The organism is Labrys okinawensis (assembly GCF_002982075.1).
Taxonomy (GTDB): domain Bacteria; phylum Pseudomonadota; class Alphaproteobacteria; order Rhizobiales; family Labraceae; genus Labrys; species Labrys okinawensis_A.
In genome coordinates, this window is record NZ_PUEJ01000006.1 from 177,420 (window position 1) to 191,496 (window position 14,077).

Genomic DNA, 14,077 nt, shown 5'->3' on the forward strand with positions numbered 1-14,077 from the left:
CAGAGAGGTGCCGGTCCAGACACCTCCAACTGGTTCGAGGCCCGACAATCGGCCGATGCCGGCGAGCGGCTCCTGCCGCGCCGCGCTTCGGATCCTCACGACAATAACAACAAGAACTGCACCATCAGACCGACATCAGAGGAGAGAACGAGCATGGTTACGACACCCGAAATCTCGCGCCGCGCCTTGCTTCGCAGCACGGCCGCCCTTGCGGGCGCCGCCGCCCTGGGCCTGAATGCCGGGCGGGCCGCCGCGCAGGGCAAGACCTTGCGCGTGCTGCTGGCGGGCGATCCCTTCTACTATGCCATCCAGGGCCTGGCCGACCAGTTCAAGCAGGAGACCGGCATCGAGCTGCAGATCGAGAGCATCTCGCTGGAAGCCCTGCAGGCCCGCCTCACCTCGTCCTTCATCTCCAACCAGCCGGACGCCGACGTCATCTCCGTCGACCAGATGTGGCTCGGCCAATATCTGGAGAGCCGCTGGATCCTGCCGCTCAACGACTTCATCAAGGCGGACAAGGACACCGACATCAAGGACTTCGTCCCGGAGGTCCTCTACTCCATGAACACCTGGCGCGGGCAGGTCGGCACGCTGCCGGTGGCGACCTATGGCCAGTGCGTGCTCTACCGCAAGGACTTCGTCGACGCCGCCGGCGTGAAGATCCCCGAGGACGGCTCCTGGAGCTGGAGCGACTATCTCGACATCGTCAAGAAGCTCAACGGCAAGGAATTCGACGGCAAGAAGATGGCGGGCACCGTGCTCGCCGGCCAGCAGCCCGCGCCCATCGTGCACATGTACACCCAACTGGCCGCCAGCTCCGGCGTGCGCTGGTTCAAGCAGTTCCCCACCGGCCAGTGGGATTTCACCCCCACCATCAACACGCCGGAGAATGTCGAGGCTCTCAAGCTCTTCCTCGAGCTCTACAAGAACTCCCCGCCCGAGGCGATCGGCTACAACTGGTTCGATGCCGGTATGCGTTTCGCGAAGGGCGATGTCGGTATGTTCTACTGGTGGACGCCCTATTCCTATCTCTGCCGCAAGGACGGCTACATGTCCGGCAAGGATTCGGTAGTGGCCGACAAGCTCGGCATCACCCGCCTGCCCCGCTCGCCCGGCAAGGACCAGGTGGTCTCGATCGGCGGCCACAGCCTCGGCATCCCCTCCAATACCGCCAACAAGGATGGGGCCTGGAAGTTCATCAAATGGGCAACCTCGGCCAAGACGCAGAAGGCCATGGCGCTCTACACCAAATATGGCCACCAGTTCTCCGACTTCGCCCGCCCCTCGCTCTACGAGGATGCCGATCTGCTGAAGATCTATCCCTATCTGCCCGCCCAGATCGCCGATCTCAAGCGCGGCAACGGCAAGATCGTGCGCCCGCCCTGCCCCGTCTACACCACGCTCGAAGGCATTTACGGCCTCAACCTCAACAAGGTGCTGTCGGGCGACACCGCGCCGGATGCCGCGTTGAAGGACACCGTGTCCTTCTTCTCCAACATCCTGACCGGCAATTTCCTCATTCCCTACAAGCAGCCCACCTATGACGACACGCTCGACGCGACCAAGGCCCTGATCGCCTCGCTCGCGTGAGAGTGGGCACGGCCCGCCGGGTCTCCCACCGCGCGGGCCGTGCCGTTTTCATGATGGGGGGCCGTGGTCTTCGGACAGCTTTGTGCTGCCCCTCACCCCTCGCACTTGCAAAGCGGCACGGTTGTCGCCTCGCGCGACGACTGCCACTCCCTCGCCCCGTTCTTACGGGGAGAGGGTAAGGGTGAGGGGCTGCGCGGCGCTTGAAAATTAGCGATACCAGCGAGGGCAATGCCATGACCATCGCCGAAACATCAGCCATCCCGGCCCGGCCGAAGCGCCGGGTGCCGGCCTTTCTGCCCTATCTCCTGATCAGCCCCTCGATCATCCTGCTGCTGGCCCTGATCGCCTTCCCGCTGCTCTTCGCGCTCAAGAACAGCTTCTATTTCTGGAACCTGCAGATGAGCCCGGTGCCGATGGGCTATATCGGCGGCGGCAATTACGAGATGGCGTTCTCCAATTCCTTCTTCCTGGGCGCCCTCAAGAACACCCTGCTGCTCACCTTGGTGGGCACCGCCATCGAGTTCTGCCTGGGCCTGGCCATCGCGCTCCTGCTGGTGAAGAAGCTGCCCGGGCTCAATCTCGCCCGCGCCTTGCTGATCATGCCGACCACCATCGCCCCGATCGTGGTCGGCTTCCTCTTCCGCTACATGTACGATCCCAATGGCGGCCTGATCCCCTGGATGCTGTCCTCGGCCGGCATCCCGCTGCCGGCGCAGGGCCTGCTCGGCTCCGGCAGCACCGCGCTCTGGGCCATCCTGTTCGCCGACATCTGGCAGTGGACGCCGTTCTTCGCCATCGTGCTCTATGCCGGCCTGCTTTCGGTGCCGCCCGACATCATCGAGGCCGCGCGCCTCGACAAGACCTCGCCCTGGGCGATGCTGGTACGCATCAAGCTGCCGCTGATCCGCAAGACGGCGCTGATCGTGGTGATGCTGCGCTTCATGCAGCTGTTCAACACCTTCGACCTCGTGCTGGTGTTGACCAAGGGCGGGCCGGGATCCTCCACCCGAACGCTCGGCTACAGCCTCTATCAGCAGGGCCTCGTCGACTTCAACATCGGGCTCTCCAGCGCCATGACCTGGATGATGGTTGTCATCGTCAACGCCATCATCGGCCTGTTCGTCTTCTTCGCCTTCAAAGACCTGGACTAGGAGGAGCCGACCATGCGCAAGGGCAAGAAACTGGCCGGCACCGCGATAAGCTATGCGCTCACTTTGCTGCTGCTCGCCTTCTTCATCGGTCCGATCCTGTGGTTCGCTTTGTTGGCGATCCGCCCCTCCGACACCTTCTTCACCATGCCGCCGGTGCTGGCCTTCAAGCCGGACTGGACCTCGCTGCACTACACCTTCGGCAATCCGGGCAACAACCTGCCCCAGCTCGTCAACAGCCTGATCGTCGCCGTCGGCGCCGTGCTCCTGAACCTGCCCTTCTCGCTGCCGGCGGCCTACGCCCTGTCACGCTTCCGCATCCGCGGCCGCAAGAACATCATGCTCTGGTATCTCGGCCTCTTGATGGCCCCGCCGGTGGCGTTCCTGATCCCTTATTCGATCCTGGCGAGCTCGGTGGGCCTGAAAGGCAGCTATTTCTCCATGATCCTGATCATGCAGACGCTGACCATCCCCTTCTCGATCTGGCTGATGAAGAGCTTCATCGACGAGGTGCCGGTGGAGATCGAGGAAGCGGCGCGCGTCGACGGCGCCAAGACGCCAGCCATCGTGCTCAAGATCGTGCTGCCTCTGGTGCGCCCCGGCATCATCGTCACCTCGATGTTCGCCTTCGTCTTCGCCTGGAACAACGCCGCCTTTCCCCTGGTGCTGGCCAACCGGGCGACGGCGACCCTGCCGGTCGGCACGCTGCAATATTTCGGCACGGCCGGCGTGACCTGGGGCTTCATCGGCGCCGCGGCGCTGGCCGCCATGCTGCCGCCGATGATCATCTTCCTCGCGCTCGACCGCTATGTCGTGCGCGGCCTCACCTTCGGTTCTGTCAAAGGATAATTGTTGATGTCTACCCTCAAATCCGCCCGTTTCGGTGTCGTCGGCGCCGGCCTGTGGGGCTCCTTCCACTGCAAGACGCTGAATGCCATTCCCGGCGCCGAGCTTGCAGCGGTGTGCGATCTCAATCCGGAACGGGCCGCAGAGATGCAGCGCCAGTTCGGAGCCAAGAAGGTCTATCAGGACTTCCGCGCCCTCATCGCCGATCCCGATGTCGAGGCGGTGACGGTGGCAACGCCCGACTTCGCCCATGCCGAAATCGTGCTGGCGGCCATCGAGGCCGGCAAGCATGTCATGAGCGAAAAGCCGCTGGCGACCACGCTCGCCGAAGCCGAGACCATCGCCGAAGCCGCCGCCAGAAGCGGGGTCAAGGTGATGGTGGACTTCCACAACCGCGTCAATCCGGCCGTCCACACCGCTAGGGAGACGATCGCCCAAGGCGAGATCGGTAAGCCGCTGCATGCCTCGGCCCGGCTCTCCAACACCGTCTTCGTGCCCTTCGAGCTCTTGTCCTGGGCCAGCCGCTCCTCTGCCTTGTGGTTCCTGGGCAGCCATGCGGTCGATGCGCTCTGCTTCATGCTGGATGCCGATGTCGTCAAGGTGCAGGCAATGGCGCGCCGCGGCCATCTCGCAGCCCAGGGCGTCGACACCGCCGATGTCCATATCTCGCTGCTCGAATTCGACAATGGCGCCGTCGCTACGCTGGAGAACAGCTGGGTGCTGCCGCGTGACCTGCCGCTGGTCTTCGACTTCAGGGCCGAGATCGTCGGCGAAAAGGGCTCGCTGCAGCTCGACACAGCCCAGAACGGCGCCTTCCGCAAATATGCCGGCGCCGGTCTCAAGACCGCCGACCTGCTCGGGGTGACGCCTGCCGCCGGCGGTCGCATCGGCGGCTTCGTGATGGAGGCCATCGCCCGCTTCGTCGATGCTGTCACCACCGGCACCGCCGTGCTGGCCGATGCCACCGATGGCCTCAAGGTCACGCGCGTGCTCGCGGCCATCGAGCAGGCCGCCGCCAGCGGCAAGGCGGTGACGCTGGCGAAAGCCTGACCGATACCTCCCCTCGAGGGGGAGGGGCGGCCCAAAGGGCCGGGGTGGGGTGAGAACCGCCACCTTGGCAATCAATGAGATCGAGATCGATGCAGCTCAGTCGCGCAAACACCCCACACCGACGCTTCGCGTCGACCCCAGGCACTTCCAAGAGGAAGTGCCGATACCTCAAGGGAAGGGTGGAGGTCGCGTCCACCCCAAAGGCAGGTGCTTGATGGCAACTCTCTCCTTCAAATCCGTCGGTAAACGCTTCCCGGATGGCACGCTGGCGCTCGCCAATGTCGATCTCGATGTCAGGGACGGCGAATTCCTGGTGCTGGTCGGCCCTTCGGGATGCGGCAAGTCGACCCTGCTGCGCAGCGCGGCCGGTCTGGAGGACCTGTCGCAAGGCCAGGTGCTGATCGGCGGGCGCGACGTCACCAATGCCGACCCCGGCGACCGGGATGTCGCCATGGTCTTCCAGAACTATGCGCTCTACCCGCATATGGACGTCTATGAGAACATGGCGTTCGGCCTCGGCCAGCGCAAAGTGCCGCCGGCAGTGATCAGGGAAAAGGTGGAAAAGGCCGCCCGCATCCTCGACCTCTCCCATCTGCTCAAGCGCAAGCCCGGGGCCCTGTCCGGCGGCCAGCGCCAGCGCGTCGCCATGGGCCGGGCCATCGTGCGCGACCCGCAATGCTTCCTGATGGACGAACCGCTCTCCAATCTCGACGCCAAGCTGCGCGTGCAGATGCGGGCCGAATTGAAGCTGCTGAACGCCCAGCTCGGCGTCACCACGCTTTATGTCACGCATGACCAGGTGGAGGCGATGACCATGGGCGACCGCGTCGCCGTGCTGCGCCCGGTGACGAAGGAGGGCGAGAGCAATCTTCAGCAATGCGCCCCGCCGCGCGAACTCTATGAGAATCCGGTCAATCTGTTCGTCGCCGGTTTCATCGGCTCGCCGGCCATGAACTTCCTCAGTGTGCGCCTCGGCGAGGAGGCCGGCGCCGCCTTCGCGGCGATCGCCGGCACCGCGCTGCGCCTGCCTCTCCCGGCTGGGTTGCTTCAGGCCAATGCCGGTCTCGCCGCCTTCAAGGGGCGCGACGTCATTCTCGGCCTGCGGCCCGAGAGTTTCCGCCTGCCGGTTCCGGCCGGGGAAGGCCTGTCCTGCGAGGTGCTGCTCACCGAGATGACGGGGGCGGATGCCTATGTCTTCTTCGACCTGCCCGCCGCGTCGGCGGTGGCCGGGACCGGGCGGCTCGCGACCGGATCGGAAGCGGGCGCCGGCGCGGCCAACCGCATCACCGCGCGGGTTGAGCCGGCCCGCCTGCCCGAACGCGGCGACCATATCGAGATCGGCGTCGACATGGGCCAGGCCCGCTTCTTCGCGCCCGACACCGGCCTTGCCCTGAGATAGGAGCCCGGCTCAGGCGTCTTCGAAAGCCAGCTCGGCTGCCGCCACCAGCCGCAGGAAGCCGAATGCTGCGGTCCGGCCGGCGTGCAAGATCGCAAGGACGCGGATCGTGTGGAGTTGCACAAATGAAGCAAGCCGTTCGATTATGATCCCTGGCGGCAGCAGGGGGATGACATGGCCCATTCAAGCGAGACCATGACGGCGACGAGGCAGGTGCAGGATGGGCCGCGCGGCATCGGCGGCTGGATGATCCTGCCGATCATCGGCCTCATCCTGACGGTCGGGCTGACCGTCTACAACCTCTATGGCGTGGTCGAGGAATGGGAAGGCATCAAGGCGATTGTCGCCGGCACGAATGACACGGCCATTGCCCTGCGGTTGCCCGTAGCGGCATCGTCCGGCTTCGCACTGATCACAATCGGCGTCGCTCTCGCCTGCTTGTTTTCTATCTTCACGCATTCGCCGCGCGTGCCGTGGCTGATGACTATTTTCTATATCCTCGTCATCGCCGCCACCGTGGTGGAGATATTGGTCGATTATCGCGTCGTGGCTCTCACCGGAGGATCGACCGATCCGAAGAATTGGGGGGAACTCACCAAGGTCATCGTCGCGGCCGCGATCTGGATCCCCTATTTCCATCGCTCGCGCCGCGTCGCCAACACCTTCCGCACGCGGGAGGCCGCCGTCGACCGCAGGATCGGCGAGATTTTCTGACCCTTAGCCGATCCCGTCGTTCCAGCCCCATTCGTCGGCGAGGGCGAGGCATTCGCGCCAGGGAGCCACGGCATCGCAGGTCGTCACCGAGCGCAGCGATGCCGCCGCCGCGGCATGGGCGAGCGCCAGGCAGCGCCGGAGTTCCCAGCCCTCGTGGAACCCGTAGAGAAAACCGGCGGCAAACGCATCGCCCGCCCCGTTGGCACCTGCGATCACCGACTTGGGCACGCGGATGGATGGCTGCGTGACGATGTCGCCATCCCGGGTCACGGCGACGGCCCCGGTCGGAAAATGCGCCGCCACCACCTGGCAGCTGCCGGCCTCCAGGACCTTGCGCGCCGCCCTGATACAGGCCTCGACCACGGTGCGGTCGTCCCGCACCGTCTCCTCCTCGCCGATCGCGCCCATCTCGCTGTCATTGACGATGAGCAGATCGAGATGGGGCAGCAGCGGGCGAACCAGTTCGCGCAGGCGCGCCGGCGAAGCGGTGGCCAGTTCCAGATTGGTGATCAGGCCGGCCTGCCTCGCCATGCGCAGCACGGTCAGCCAGCCATTGGCGTCGCCGTTCCAGGGGGCGTCCATCTTCTTGTGCACGCCGGGCAGGCCGAGATGGAGGATGCGCCCTTTCGTGTCGGTGAAATCGAAATGGTCCGGCGTCATCAGCGAGGCGGCGCCGGGATTGAAGATATGGGTGCGGCGGCCGCTGCGCTGGGAGGTATAGGCGTCGGTGTGCAAGGTGCGGGCTTCCCGCGTCATCACCAGGCGGCGGCGGTCGATGCCATAGCGGTCGGCCTCGGCATGGAGCAGGCGCCCGTCCTCGTCCTCGCCGATCAGGCCCTGCGTCTCCACCCAGATGTCCGGATCGAGGCGCTTGATATCGATGGCGAGGTTGCAGCCCGATCCGCCGCCACGCGCTTCCTCGTTCAGGATCTCGGCAAGGCCGTCCTCGCCCGGCCAATACTCCACCAGCTTGTTGCCGTCGACGCACCAGGTTCCGGCCGTGACGATACCGGAACGCGCCGAGGATGGACGCTCACCCTGCATTTCCTCTACCTGTTCGAAATGTCCGGCCGACAGCGAGACGCTTCGCGACTCACTGCTGCCTGGAGTTTATTTGTAGCGAAAAGAAACAATCAATCGCCGCCATTTGCAATGGCGCGATTGCCGCGGCCGACAGCGCCCTGCCGCCTGCGGCGGCGAGGTGGTCAGCCGCGTCGCAACCGGCGGTAGTATCGCAGCGCGAATACTTGCGGCGACTTCAGGGGCGAAGGTAATTGGCGGCTTCTCCACTGCCCGCAGAAGCTGTTGTGTGAGGGCCGGTCCTGGAGTCATGCCCACGGTATTGATGCTTGACCGAGCACCGTCGTTGCGAGCGTAGCGAAGCAATCCAGGAGCTATGGCACCGCGTCTACGAGCCCTGGATTGCTTCGCTACGCTCGCAATGACCCGTGAGTCAAACGTCGCGACCATTGATATCATTCCGCCTGCCGTCTGCTCGTCTCGTCATGACAAGCGCCCTGTTTTGGGCTATGATCTCAAGATCTTAGGCGGGCTTACCCGTCAAGATGAACACCACATGAACGGTGTTGATAGCGAGAGTTCATCTGCTCTGGCTTAATGATTAACTTAAAGTAATTTCCAGGTGGAGAGGCTACTCGCCGGCCCTGGTGCGATTAAGGCCGGAACGACCTCTCCGAGGAGTGTTCCATGTTTCGTAAATTGCTGGTGGCCGCCGTGGCGGCCTTGACCCTGGGCGCCGCGACCATGACGGGGAACGGTCCGGCCGAAGCGCGCAGCAACGGCTATTTCTTTCCTCACCACGGCGGCGGCAACTGGGGCGGCGGGGGCCGTCACTGGGGCGGCGGCGGTTGGGGCGGATCGCGCTGGCGCGGCGACGGCTGGAGCGGCCGTCGTTGGGGCGGTGGCTGGGGCCACCGCCGCTGGTATGGCGGCGGCTACGGCCGGCGCTGGCGTGACGATGGCTGGGGCTGGGGTGCCGGTCTGGCGCTCGCCCCCCTTCTGCTGACGCCGGGCCTCTATGGGGGCTATGGCGGCTATTATGACGACGGTTATTACGATTACGCGCCGGCCTGCCGCTGGCGGCGGGTGCGGGTCTTGACCGATTATGGCTGGCGTATCCGCCGTCAACGCATCTGCTACCGTTATTGAGGCCTCTTGCGATCCGGGATCGTCCGCCTCCATGGAACGGTCCCGGATCGAACCGTCTTGCAGTGTCTCTCGTGACTGCGGAGTTTAATAGAAAATCTCTATCGTTCGACGAAAATTGATGCTTGATCGCCTTGGAACGAGGGCACATTCTTCCTCTCTGGAACTAGTCGAAAGAGAGTGGCATGCCAGCCCACGAAGATTGGAATACCGCACGCGCGGCTGAACTCATCGCGGCAGGCCAGACGTTGGAAGGCCCGCTTCTGCCGATCCTCCACTCCTTTGTGGAAACCTTCGGCTATGTCCCCGAGCCGGCCGTGCCGATGGTGGCCGAAGCGCTCAATCTCTCCCGCGCCGAGGTCCATGGCGTGGTGACGTTTTACCATGATTTCCGCAGGGAACCGGCCGGTGAGCATGTCATCAAGCTCTGCCGGGCCGAGGCCTGCCAATCCGCCGGCTGCGAGGCCTTGGCGGATCACCTCGTCGAGAAGCTCGGCATCGAGTTCGGCGAAACGACGCCGGATGGACGCGTTACACTCGAGCCGGTCTATTGCCTCGGCCTGTGCTCCATCTCGCCCGCCGCGATGATCGACGGCCGCCTGGTGGCCAGGCTCGATGCCAAGCGCCTGGACAAGGCTCTTGAAGAGGTCGTACGATGACCATGCGCATCTACGTTCCACGCGATGCCGCCGCCGTCGCCTGTGGCGCCGACGAACTCGCCGCAGCCCTCAAGGTCGCCGCGATCGCCCGCAAGCTCGACATCGAAATCATCCGCAACGGCTCGCGGGGCATGGCCTGGCTCGATCCGCTGGTGGAACTGGTCACTCCCGAAGGCCGCATCGGCTACGGGCCGGCCGAGCCGGAGGACGCCGACAGCCTGATCGCCGCCTTCGCCGGCGACGGCGCCCATAAATTGCGCGTCGGCAAGCCCGAGGAACAGCCTTTCCTCAAGCGGCAGACCCGCCTGACCTTCGCGCGCGTCGGAATCGTCGATCCGCGCGATCTCGACGACTACAAGGCTCATGGCGGCCTCCAGGGCCTGGAAAAGGCCATCGCCATCGGCCCTGTCGCCATCGTGGACGAGGTCACCAAATCCGGCCTGCGCGGCCGCGGCGGCGCGGGCTTTCCGACCGGCATCAAGTGGAAGACGGTCGCCGATGCCGCCGGTCCCCAGAAATACATCGTCTGCAACGCCGACGAGGGCGACAGCGGCACCTTCGCCGACCGCATGCTGATGGAAGGCGACCCCTTCTGTCTGATCGAGGGCATGGCCATTGCCGGCCTCGCCACCGGCGCGACCAAAGGCTATGTCTATATCCGCTCCGAATATCCCCATGCCATCGCGGCGATGAAAGCGGCCATCGACAAGGCCCGCCGCGCCAATGTGCTCGGCAAGGGCATTCTCGGCTCGGCCCATGATTTCGACATGGAAACCCGCACCGGCGCCGGCGCCTATGTCTGCGGCGAGGAAACATCCTTGCTCGAGAGCCTGGAAGGCAAGCGCGGCACCGTGCGCGCCAAGCCGCCACTGCCGGCCCATAAGGGCCTGTTCGGCAAGCCGACCGTGATCAACAACGTGCTCTCCCTCGCCACCGTGCCGATCATCCTGGCGCAGGGCGCCGAGCACTACCGCGATTTCGGCATGGGCCGTTCGCGCGGCACCATGCCGATCCAGCTCGCCGGCAATCTCAATTATGGCGGCCTGTTCGAAACCGCCTTCGGCATCACGTTGGGCGAACTGGTCGACGACATCGGCGGCGGCTGCTTCACCGGCCGGCCGGTGCGCGCCGTCCAGGTCGGCGGGCCCCTGGGCGCCTATTTCCCGCGCGAACTCTTCGACACGCCCTTCGACTACGAGGCCTTCGCGGCCAAGGACGGCCTGATCGGCCATGGCGGCATCGTGGTGTTCGACGATACCGTCGACATGCGCCGCCAGGCCCGCTTCGCCATGGAATTCTGCGCCATCGAAAGCTGCGGCAAGTGCACACCCTGCCGCATCGGCGCGATCAGGGGCAAGGAAACCATCGAGAAGATCATCGCCGGCAAGGACGTGACGCGCAACATCGCGATCGTCGAGGACCTGTGCCAGACCATGAAGTTCGGCTCGCTCTGCGCCCTCGGCGGTTTCACGCCCTATCCCGTGCTTTCGGCCATCCGCCATTTCCCCGAAGATTTCCACGGCACGCCTCAGCGCATCGCCGCCGAATAATCGCCAAGGAGACAGTCAATGTCCCTCGTCCACGAAGTCGACTACGGCACGCCGCTCTCCAAGTCGGAGACAATGGTCACGCTGACCATCGACGGCCAGGAAATCACCGTGCCCGAAGGCACCTCGATCATGCGCGCCGCCATGGAGATGGGGACGCAGATCCCCAAGCTCTGCGCCACCGACATGATGGACGCCTGGGGCTCCTGCCGCATGTGTCTGGTGGAGATCGAGGGCCGCAACGGCACGCCCGCCTCCTGCACCACGCCGGTGGCACCGGGCATCAAGGTGAAGACTCAGACCCCGCGCCTCGCCGAGATCCGCAAGGGCGTGATGGAGCTCTACATCTCCGACCACCCGCTCGACTGCCTGACCTGCGCCGCCAATGGCGATTGCGAATTGCAGGACATGGCGGGTGCCGTGGGCCTGCGCGAGGTACGCTACGGCTATGAGGGCGACAATCATCTCGGTCTCGACAAGGATACGTCCAACCCCTACTTCACCTTCGATACCTCCAAATGCATCGTCTGCTCGCGCTGCGTGCGCGCCTGCGAGGAAGTGCAGGGCACCTTCGCGCTGACGATCTCCGGCCGAGGCTTCGAAAGCCGGGTGTCGCCGGGCATGAACGAGGCCTTTTTCGATTCCGAATGCGTCTCCTGCGGCGCCTGCGTCCAGGCCTGCCCGACGGCCACGCTCACCGAGAACAAGGTGATCGAGATCGGCCAGCCCGAGCATTCGGTGGTGACGACCTGCGCCTATTGCGGCGTCGGCTGCGCCTTCAAGGCCGAGATGCGCGGCGAGGAAGTCGTGCGCATGGTGCCCTACAAGGACGGCAAGGCCAATCGCGGCCATAGCTGCGTCAAGGGCCGCTTCGCCTGGGGTTACGCCACCCACAAGGAGCGCATCCTCAAGCCGATGATCCGCTCCAAGATCACCGATCCCTGGAAGGAAGTGAGCTGGGAAGAGGCGATCGCCTATACCGCTTCCGAGTTCAAGCGCATCCAGGCCAAGCACGGCAAGGCTTCGATCGGCGGCATCACCTCCTCGCGCTGCACCAATGAGGAGACCTATCTCGTCCAGAAGCTGATCCGCGGCGGCTTCGGCAACAACAATGTCGATACCTGTGCCCGCGTCTGCCATTCGCCGACGGGCTATGGCCTCGGCCAGACCTTCGGCACCTCCGCCGGCACGCAGGACTTCGACTCGGTCGAGGACAGCGACGTCATCGTCGTCATCGGCGCCAATCCGACGGACGGCCACCCCGTCTTCGGCTCGCGCATGAAGAAGCGCCTGCGCGAGGGCGCCCGCCTGATCGTCATCGATCCGCGCAAGACCGACATCGTGCGCACGCCGCATGTCGAGGCCGACTACCATCTGCCGCTGCTGCCGGGCACCAATGTCGCCATTCTGACGGCCATGGCCCATGTCATCGTCACCGAGGGCCTGGTCGCCGAGGATTATGTACGCGAGCGCTGCGACTGGGACGAGTTCCAGAACTGGGCAGCCTTCGTTGCCGATCCCAGGCACTCGCCGGAAGCGGTGGAGCAATATACCGGCGTGCCGGCCGAGCTGGTGCGCGGCGCCGCCCGCCTCTATGCCACCGGCGGCAATGGCGCGATCTATTACGGCCTCGGCGTCACCGAGCACAGCCAGGGCTCGACCACGGTGATGGCGATCGCCAACCTTGCCATGGCCACCGGCAATATTGGCCGGCGCGGCGTCGGCGTGAACCCGCTGCGCGGCCAGAACAATGTGCAGGGCTCCTGCGACATGGGCTCGTTCCCGCATGAGCTGCCGGGCTACCGCCATATCGCCGGCGACGAGGTGCGTCACGCCTTCGAGGAGTTGTGGGGCGTCCAGCTCGACAAGGAACCGGGCCTGCGCATTCCCAACATGCTCGACGCCGCCGTCGAGGGCTCGTTCCTCGGCCTCTATGTCCAGGGCGAGGACATCGTGCAGTCCGACCCCGACACCAAGCATGTCACGGCGGGCCTGGCCGCGATGGAATGCGTCGTCGTGCAGGACCTCTTCCTGAACGAGACCGCCAACTACGCCCATGTCTTCCTGCCCGGTTCCTCCTTCCTGGAGAAGGACGGCACCTTCACCAATGCCGAGCGCCGCATCCAGCGCGTGCGCAAGGTGATGTCGCCCAAGGCCGGCTATGCCGACTGGGAAATCACGCTGCTGATCGCCGAAGCCATGGGCTTCCCCATGCCCTACGAACATCCCTCGCAGATCATGGACGAGATCGCCCGCCTCACGCCCTCCTTCGCCGGCGTCTCCTACGAGAAGCTGGAACGCGACGGCTCGGTGCAGTGGCCTTGCAACGACAAGGCGCCCGAGGGCACGCCGATCATGCATATCGACCATTTCGTGCGCGGCAAGGGCCGCTTCATGGTCACCGAATATGTCCCGACCGACGAGCGCACCGGCGCGCGCTTCCCGCTGCTGCTCACCACCGGCCGCATCCTGTCGCAGTACAATGTCGGCGCGCAGACCCGGCGCACCGAGAACTCGCTGTGGCACGAAGAGGATGTGCTGGAAATCCACCCCCATGATGCCGAGCAGCGCGGCGTGCGCGAGGGCGACTGGGTGCGGCTCGAAAGCCGCTCGGGCTCGACCTCGCTGCGCGCCACCATTACCGACCGAGTGGCGCCGGGCGTGGTCTACACCACCTTCCACCATCCCTCCACGCAGGCCAACGTCATCACCACCGACTATTCGGATTGGGCAACCAATTGCCCGGAATACAAGGTGACGGCGGTCCAGGTCATGCCGTCCAACGGCCCGACCGAATGGCAGAACGAATATGCGACGATGGCGATGAATTCGCGCCGCATCGCGGCGGAGTGAGGTTTTGCGGCAGCTTGGTCTGCGAAGATCGCGCTGCCCCTCACCTCTATCCTCTCCCCGTAAACGGGGCGAGGGGACTCAAATGTCGAGTTTCATGCCGAAAACCTC

The 14,077-nt window shown here is 64.9% G+C and carries 12 protein-coding genes; 10 read left to right on the forward strand and 2 right to left on the reverse strand.

Annotated elements, in window-relative coordinates; all coding sequences use genetic code 11:
* Positions 1 to 153 precede the first annotated feature (153 nt).
* From C5L14_RS17895 to C5L14_RS17915, 5 genes are all read left to right on the forward strand, one after another.
* A complete protein-coding gene (locus C5L14_RS17895; RefSeq protein ID WP_105863420.1) occupies positions 154 to 1,590 on the forward strand; it encodes an extracellular solute-binding protein in 1,437 nt (478 codons plus the stop codon).
* 233 nt (positions 1,591 to 1,823) lie between these two features.
* Positions 1,824 to 2,741 carry a carbohydrate ABC transporter permease gene (locus C5L14_RS17900; RefSeq protein WP_105863421.1) on the forward strand — a complete coding sequence of 306 codons (918 nt, stop codon included), beginning with the start codon at positions 1,824 to 1,826 and terminating at the stop codon, positions 2,739 to 2,741.
* 12 nt (positions 2,742 to 2,753) lie between these two features.
* A complete protein-coding gene (locus C5L14_RS17905; protein ID WP_105863422.1) occupies positions 2,754 to 3,587 on the forward strand; it encodes a carbohydrate ABC transporter permease in 834 nt (277 codons plus the stop codon).
* Positions 3,588 to 3,593: 6 nt separating this feature from the next.
* Positions 3,594 to 4,634, forward strand: coding sequence for a Gfo/Idh/MocA family protein (locus tag C5L14_RS17910; protein WP_105863423.1), 1,041 nt, complete (start codon positions 3,594 to 3,596; stop codon positions 4,632 to 4,634).
* 214 nt (positions 4,635 to 4,848) lie between these two features.
* On the forward strand, positions 4,849 to 6,033 hold the full coding sequence (locus C5L14_RS17915) for an ABC transporter ATP-binding protein (protein WP_105863424.1): 1,185 nt from the start codon (positions 4,849 to 4,851) through the stop codon (positions 6,031 to 6,033).
* Between the two features lie 9 nt (positions 6,034 to 6,042).
* Here C5L14_RS17915 and C5L14_RS30390 read toward each other — a convergent pair whose 3' ends face one another.
* A complete protein-coding gene (locus C5L14_RS30390) occupies positions 6,043 to 6,213 on the reverse strand; it encodes a hypothetical protein (RefSeq protein ID WP_181161224.1) in 171 nt (56 codons plus the stop codon).
* Between C5L14_RS30390 and C5L14_RS17920 the strand changes: the two genes are divergently transcribed.
* Positions 6,205 to 6,744 carry a DUF2569 domain-containing protein gene (locus tag C5L14_RS17920; RefSeq protein ID WP_105863425.1) on the forward strand — a complete coding sequence of 180 codons (540 nt, stop codon included), beginning with the start codon at positions 6,205 to 6,207 and terminating at the stop codon, positions 6,742 to 6,744. The two genes, C5L14_RS30390 and C5L14_RS17920, sit on opposite strands and share 9 nt — an antisense overlap.
* A 3-nt stretch (positions 6,745 to 6,747) precedes the next feature.
* Here the strand turns inward: C5L14_RS17920 and C5L14_RS17925 are convergent, their stop codons facing one another.
* Positions 6,748 to 7,788 carry a carbohydrate kinase family protein gene (locus tag C5L14_RS17925; RefSeq protein WP_105863426.1) on the reverse strand — a complete coding sequence of 347 codons (1,041 nt, stop codon included), beginning with the start codon at positions 7,786 to 7,788 and terminating at the stop codon, positions 6,748 to 6,750.
* Positions 7,789 to 8,451: 663 nt separating this feature from the next.
* On the opposite strand from C5L14_RS17925, the gene C5L14_RS17930 reads away from it, so the two are divergent.
* The 4 genes from C5L14_RS17930 (at position 8,452) to fdhF (ending at position 13,969) form a co-directional block, all read left to right on the forward strand.
* Entirely contained in the window at positions 8,452 to 8,913 is a 462-nt protein-coding gene (locus tag C5L14_RS17930) for a hypothetical protein (protein ID WP_105863427.1), read from the forward strand.
* Between the two features lie 182 nt (positions 8,914 to 9,095).
* A complete protein-coding gene (locus tag C5L14_RS17935) occupies positions 9,096 to 9,569 on the forward strand; it encodes a formate dehydrogenase subunit gamma (protein WP_105863428.1) in 474 nt (157 codons plus the stop codon).
* Positions 9,566 to 11,119, forward strand: a complete 1,554-nt coding sequence (locus tag C5L14_RS17940; RefSeq protein ID WP_105863429.1) for a formate dehydrogenase beta subunit — start codon at positions 9,566 to 9,568, stop codon at positions 11,117 to 11,119. The genes C5L14_RS17935 and C5L14_RS17940 overlap by 4 nt, the downstream gene beginning before the upstream one ends.
* A gap of 18 nt (positions 11,120 to 11,137) precedes the next feature.
* Entirely contained in the window at positions 11,138 to 13,969 is a 2,832-nt protein-coding gene (gene fdhF / locus C5L14_RS17945) for a formate dehydrogenase subunit alpha (protein ID WP_105863430.1), read from the forward strand.
* Positions 13,970 to 14,077 lie beyond the last annotated feature (108 nt).

Excerpts from the sequence above, each read along its gene's own strand:
- C5L14_RS17915 (WP_105863424.1), top strand. The coding sequence starts at position 4,849 with ATGGCAACTCTCTCCTTCAAATCCGTCGGTAAACGCTTCCCGGATGGC.
- C5L14_RS17900 (WP_105863421.1), top strand. The coding sequence starts at position 1,824 with ATGACCATCGCCGAAACATCAGCCATCCCGGCCCGGCCGAAGCGCCGG.
- C5L14_RS17895 (WP_105863420.1), top strand. The coding sequence starts at position 154 with ATGGTTACGACACCCGAAATCTCGCGCCGCGCCTTGCTTCGCAGCACG.
- C5L14_RS17925 (WP_105863426.1), bottom strand. The coding sequence starts at position 7,788 with ATGCAGGGTGAGCGTCCATCCTCGGCGCGTTCCGGTATCGTCACGGCC.
- C5L14_RS17920 (WP_105863425.1), top strand. The coding sequence starts at position 6,205 with ATGGCCCATTCAAGCGAGACCATGACGGCGACGAGGCAGGTGCAGGAT.
- C5L14_RS17930 (WP_105863427.1), top strand. The coding sequence starts at position 8,452 with ATGTTTCGTAAATTGCTGGTGGCCGCCGTGGCGGCCTTGACCCTGGGC.
- C5L14_RS17910 (WP_105863423.1), top strand. The coding sequence starts at position 3,594 with ATGTCTACCCTCAAATCCGCCCGTTTCGGTGTCGTCGGCGCCGGCCTG.
- C5L14_RS17905 (WP_105863422.1), top strand. The coding sequence starts at position 2,754 with ATGCGCAAGGGCAAGAAACTGGCCGGCACCGCGATAAGCTATGCGCTC.
- C5L14_RS17940 (WP_105863429.1), top strand. The coding sequence starts at position 9,566 with ATGACCATGCGCATCTACGTTCCACGCGATGCCGCCGCCGTCGCCTGT.
- C5L14_RS17935 (WP_105863428.1), top strand. The coding sequence starts at position 9,096 with ATGCCAGCCCACGAAGATTGGAATACCGCACGCGCGGCTGAACTCATC.
- C5L14_RS30390 (WP_181161224.1), bottom strand. The coding sequence starts at position 6,213 with ATGGGCCATGTCATCCCCCTGCTGCCGCCAGGGATCATAATCGAACGG.
- fdhF (WP_105863430.1), top strand. The coding sequence starts at position 11,138 with ATGTCCCTCGTCCACGAAGTCGACTACGGCACGCCGCTCTCCAAGTCG.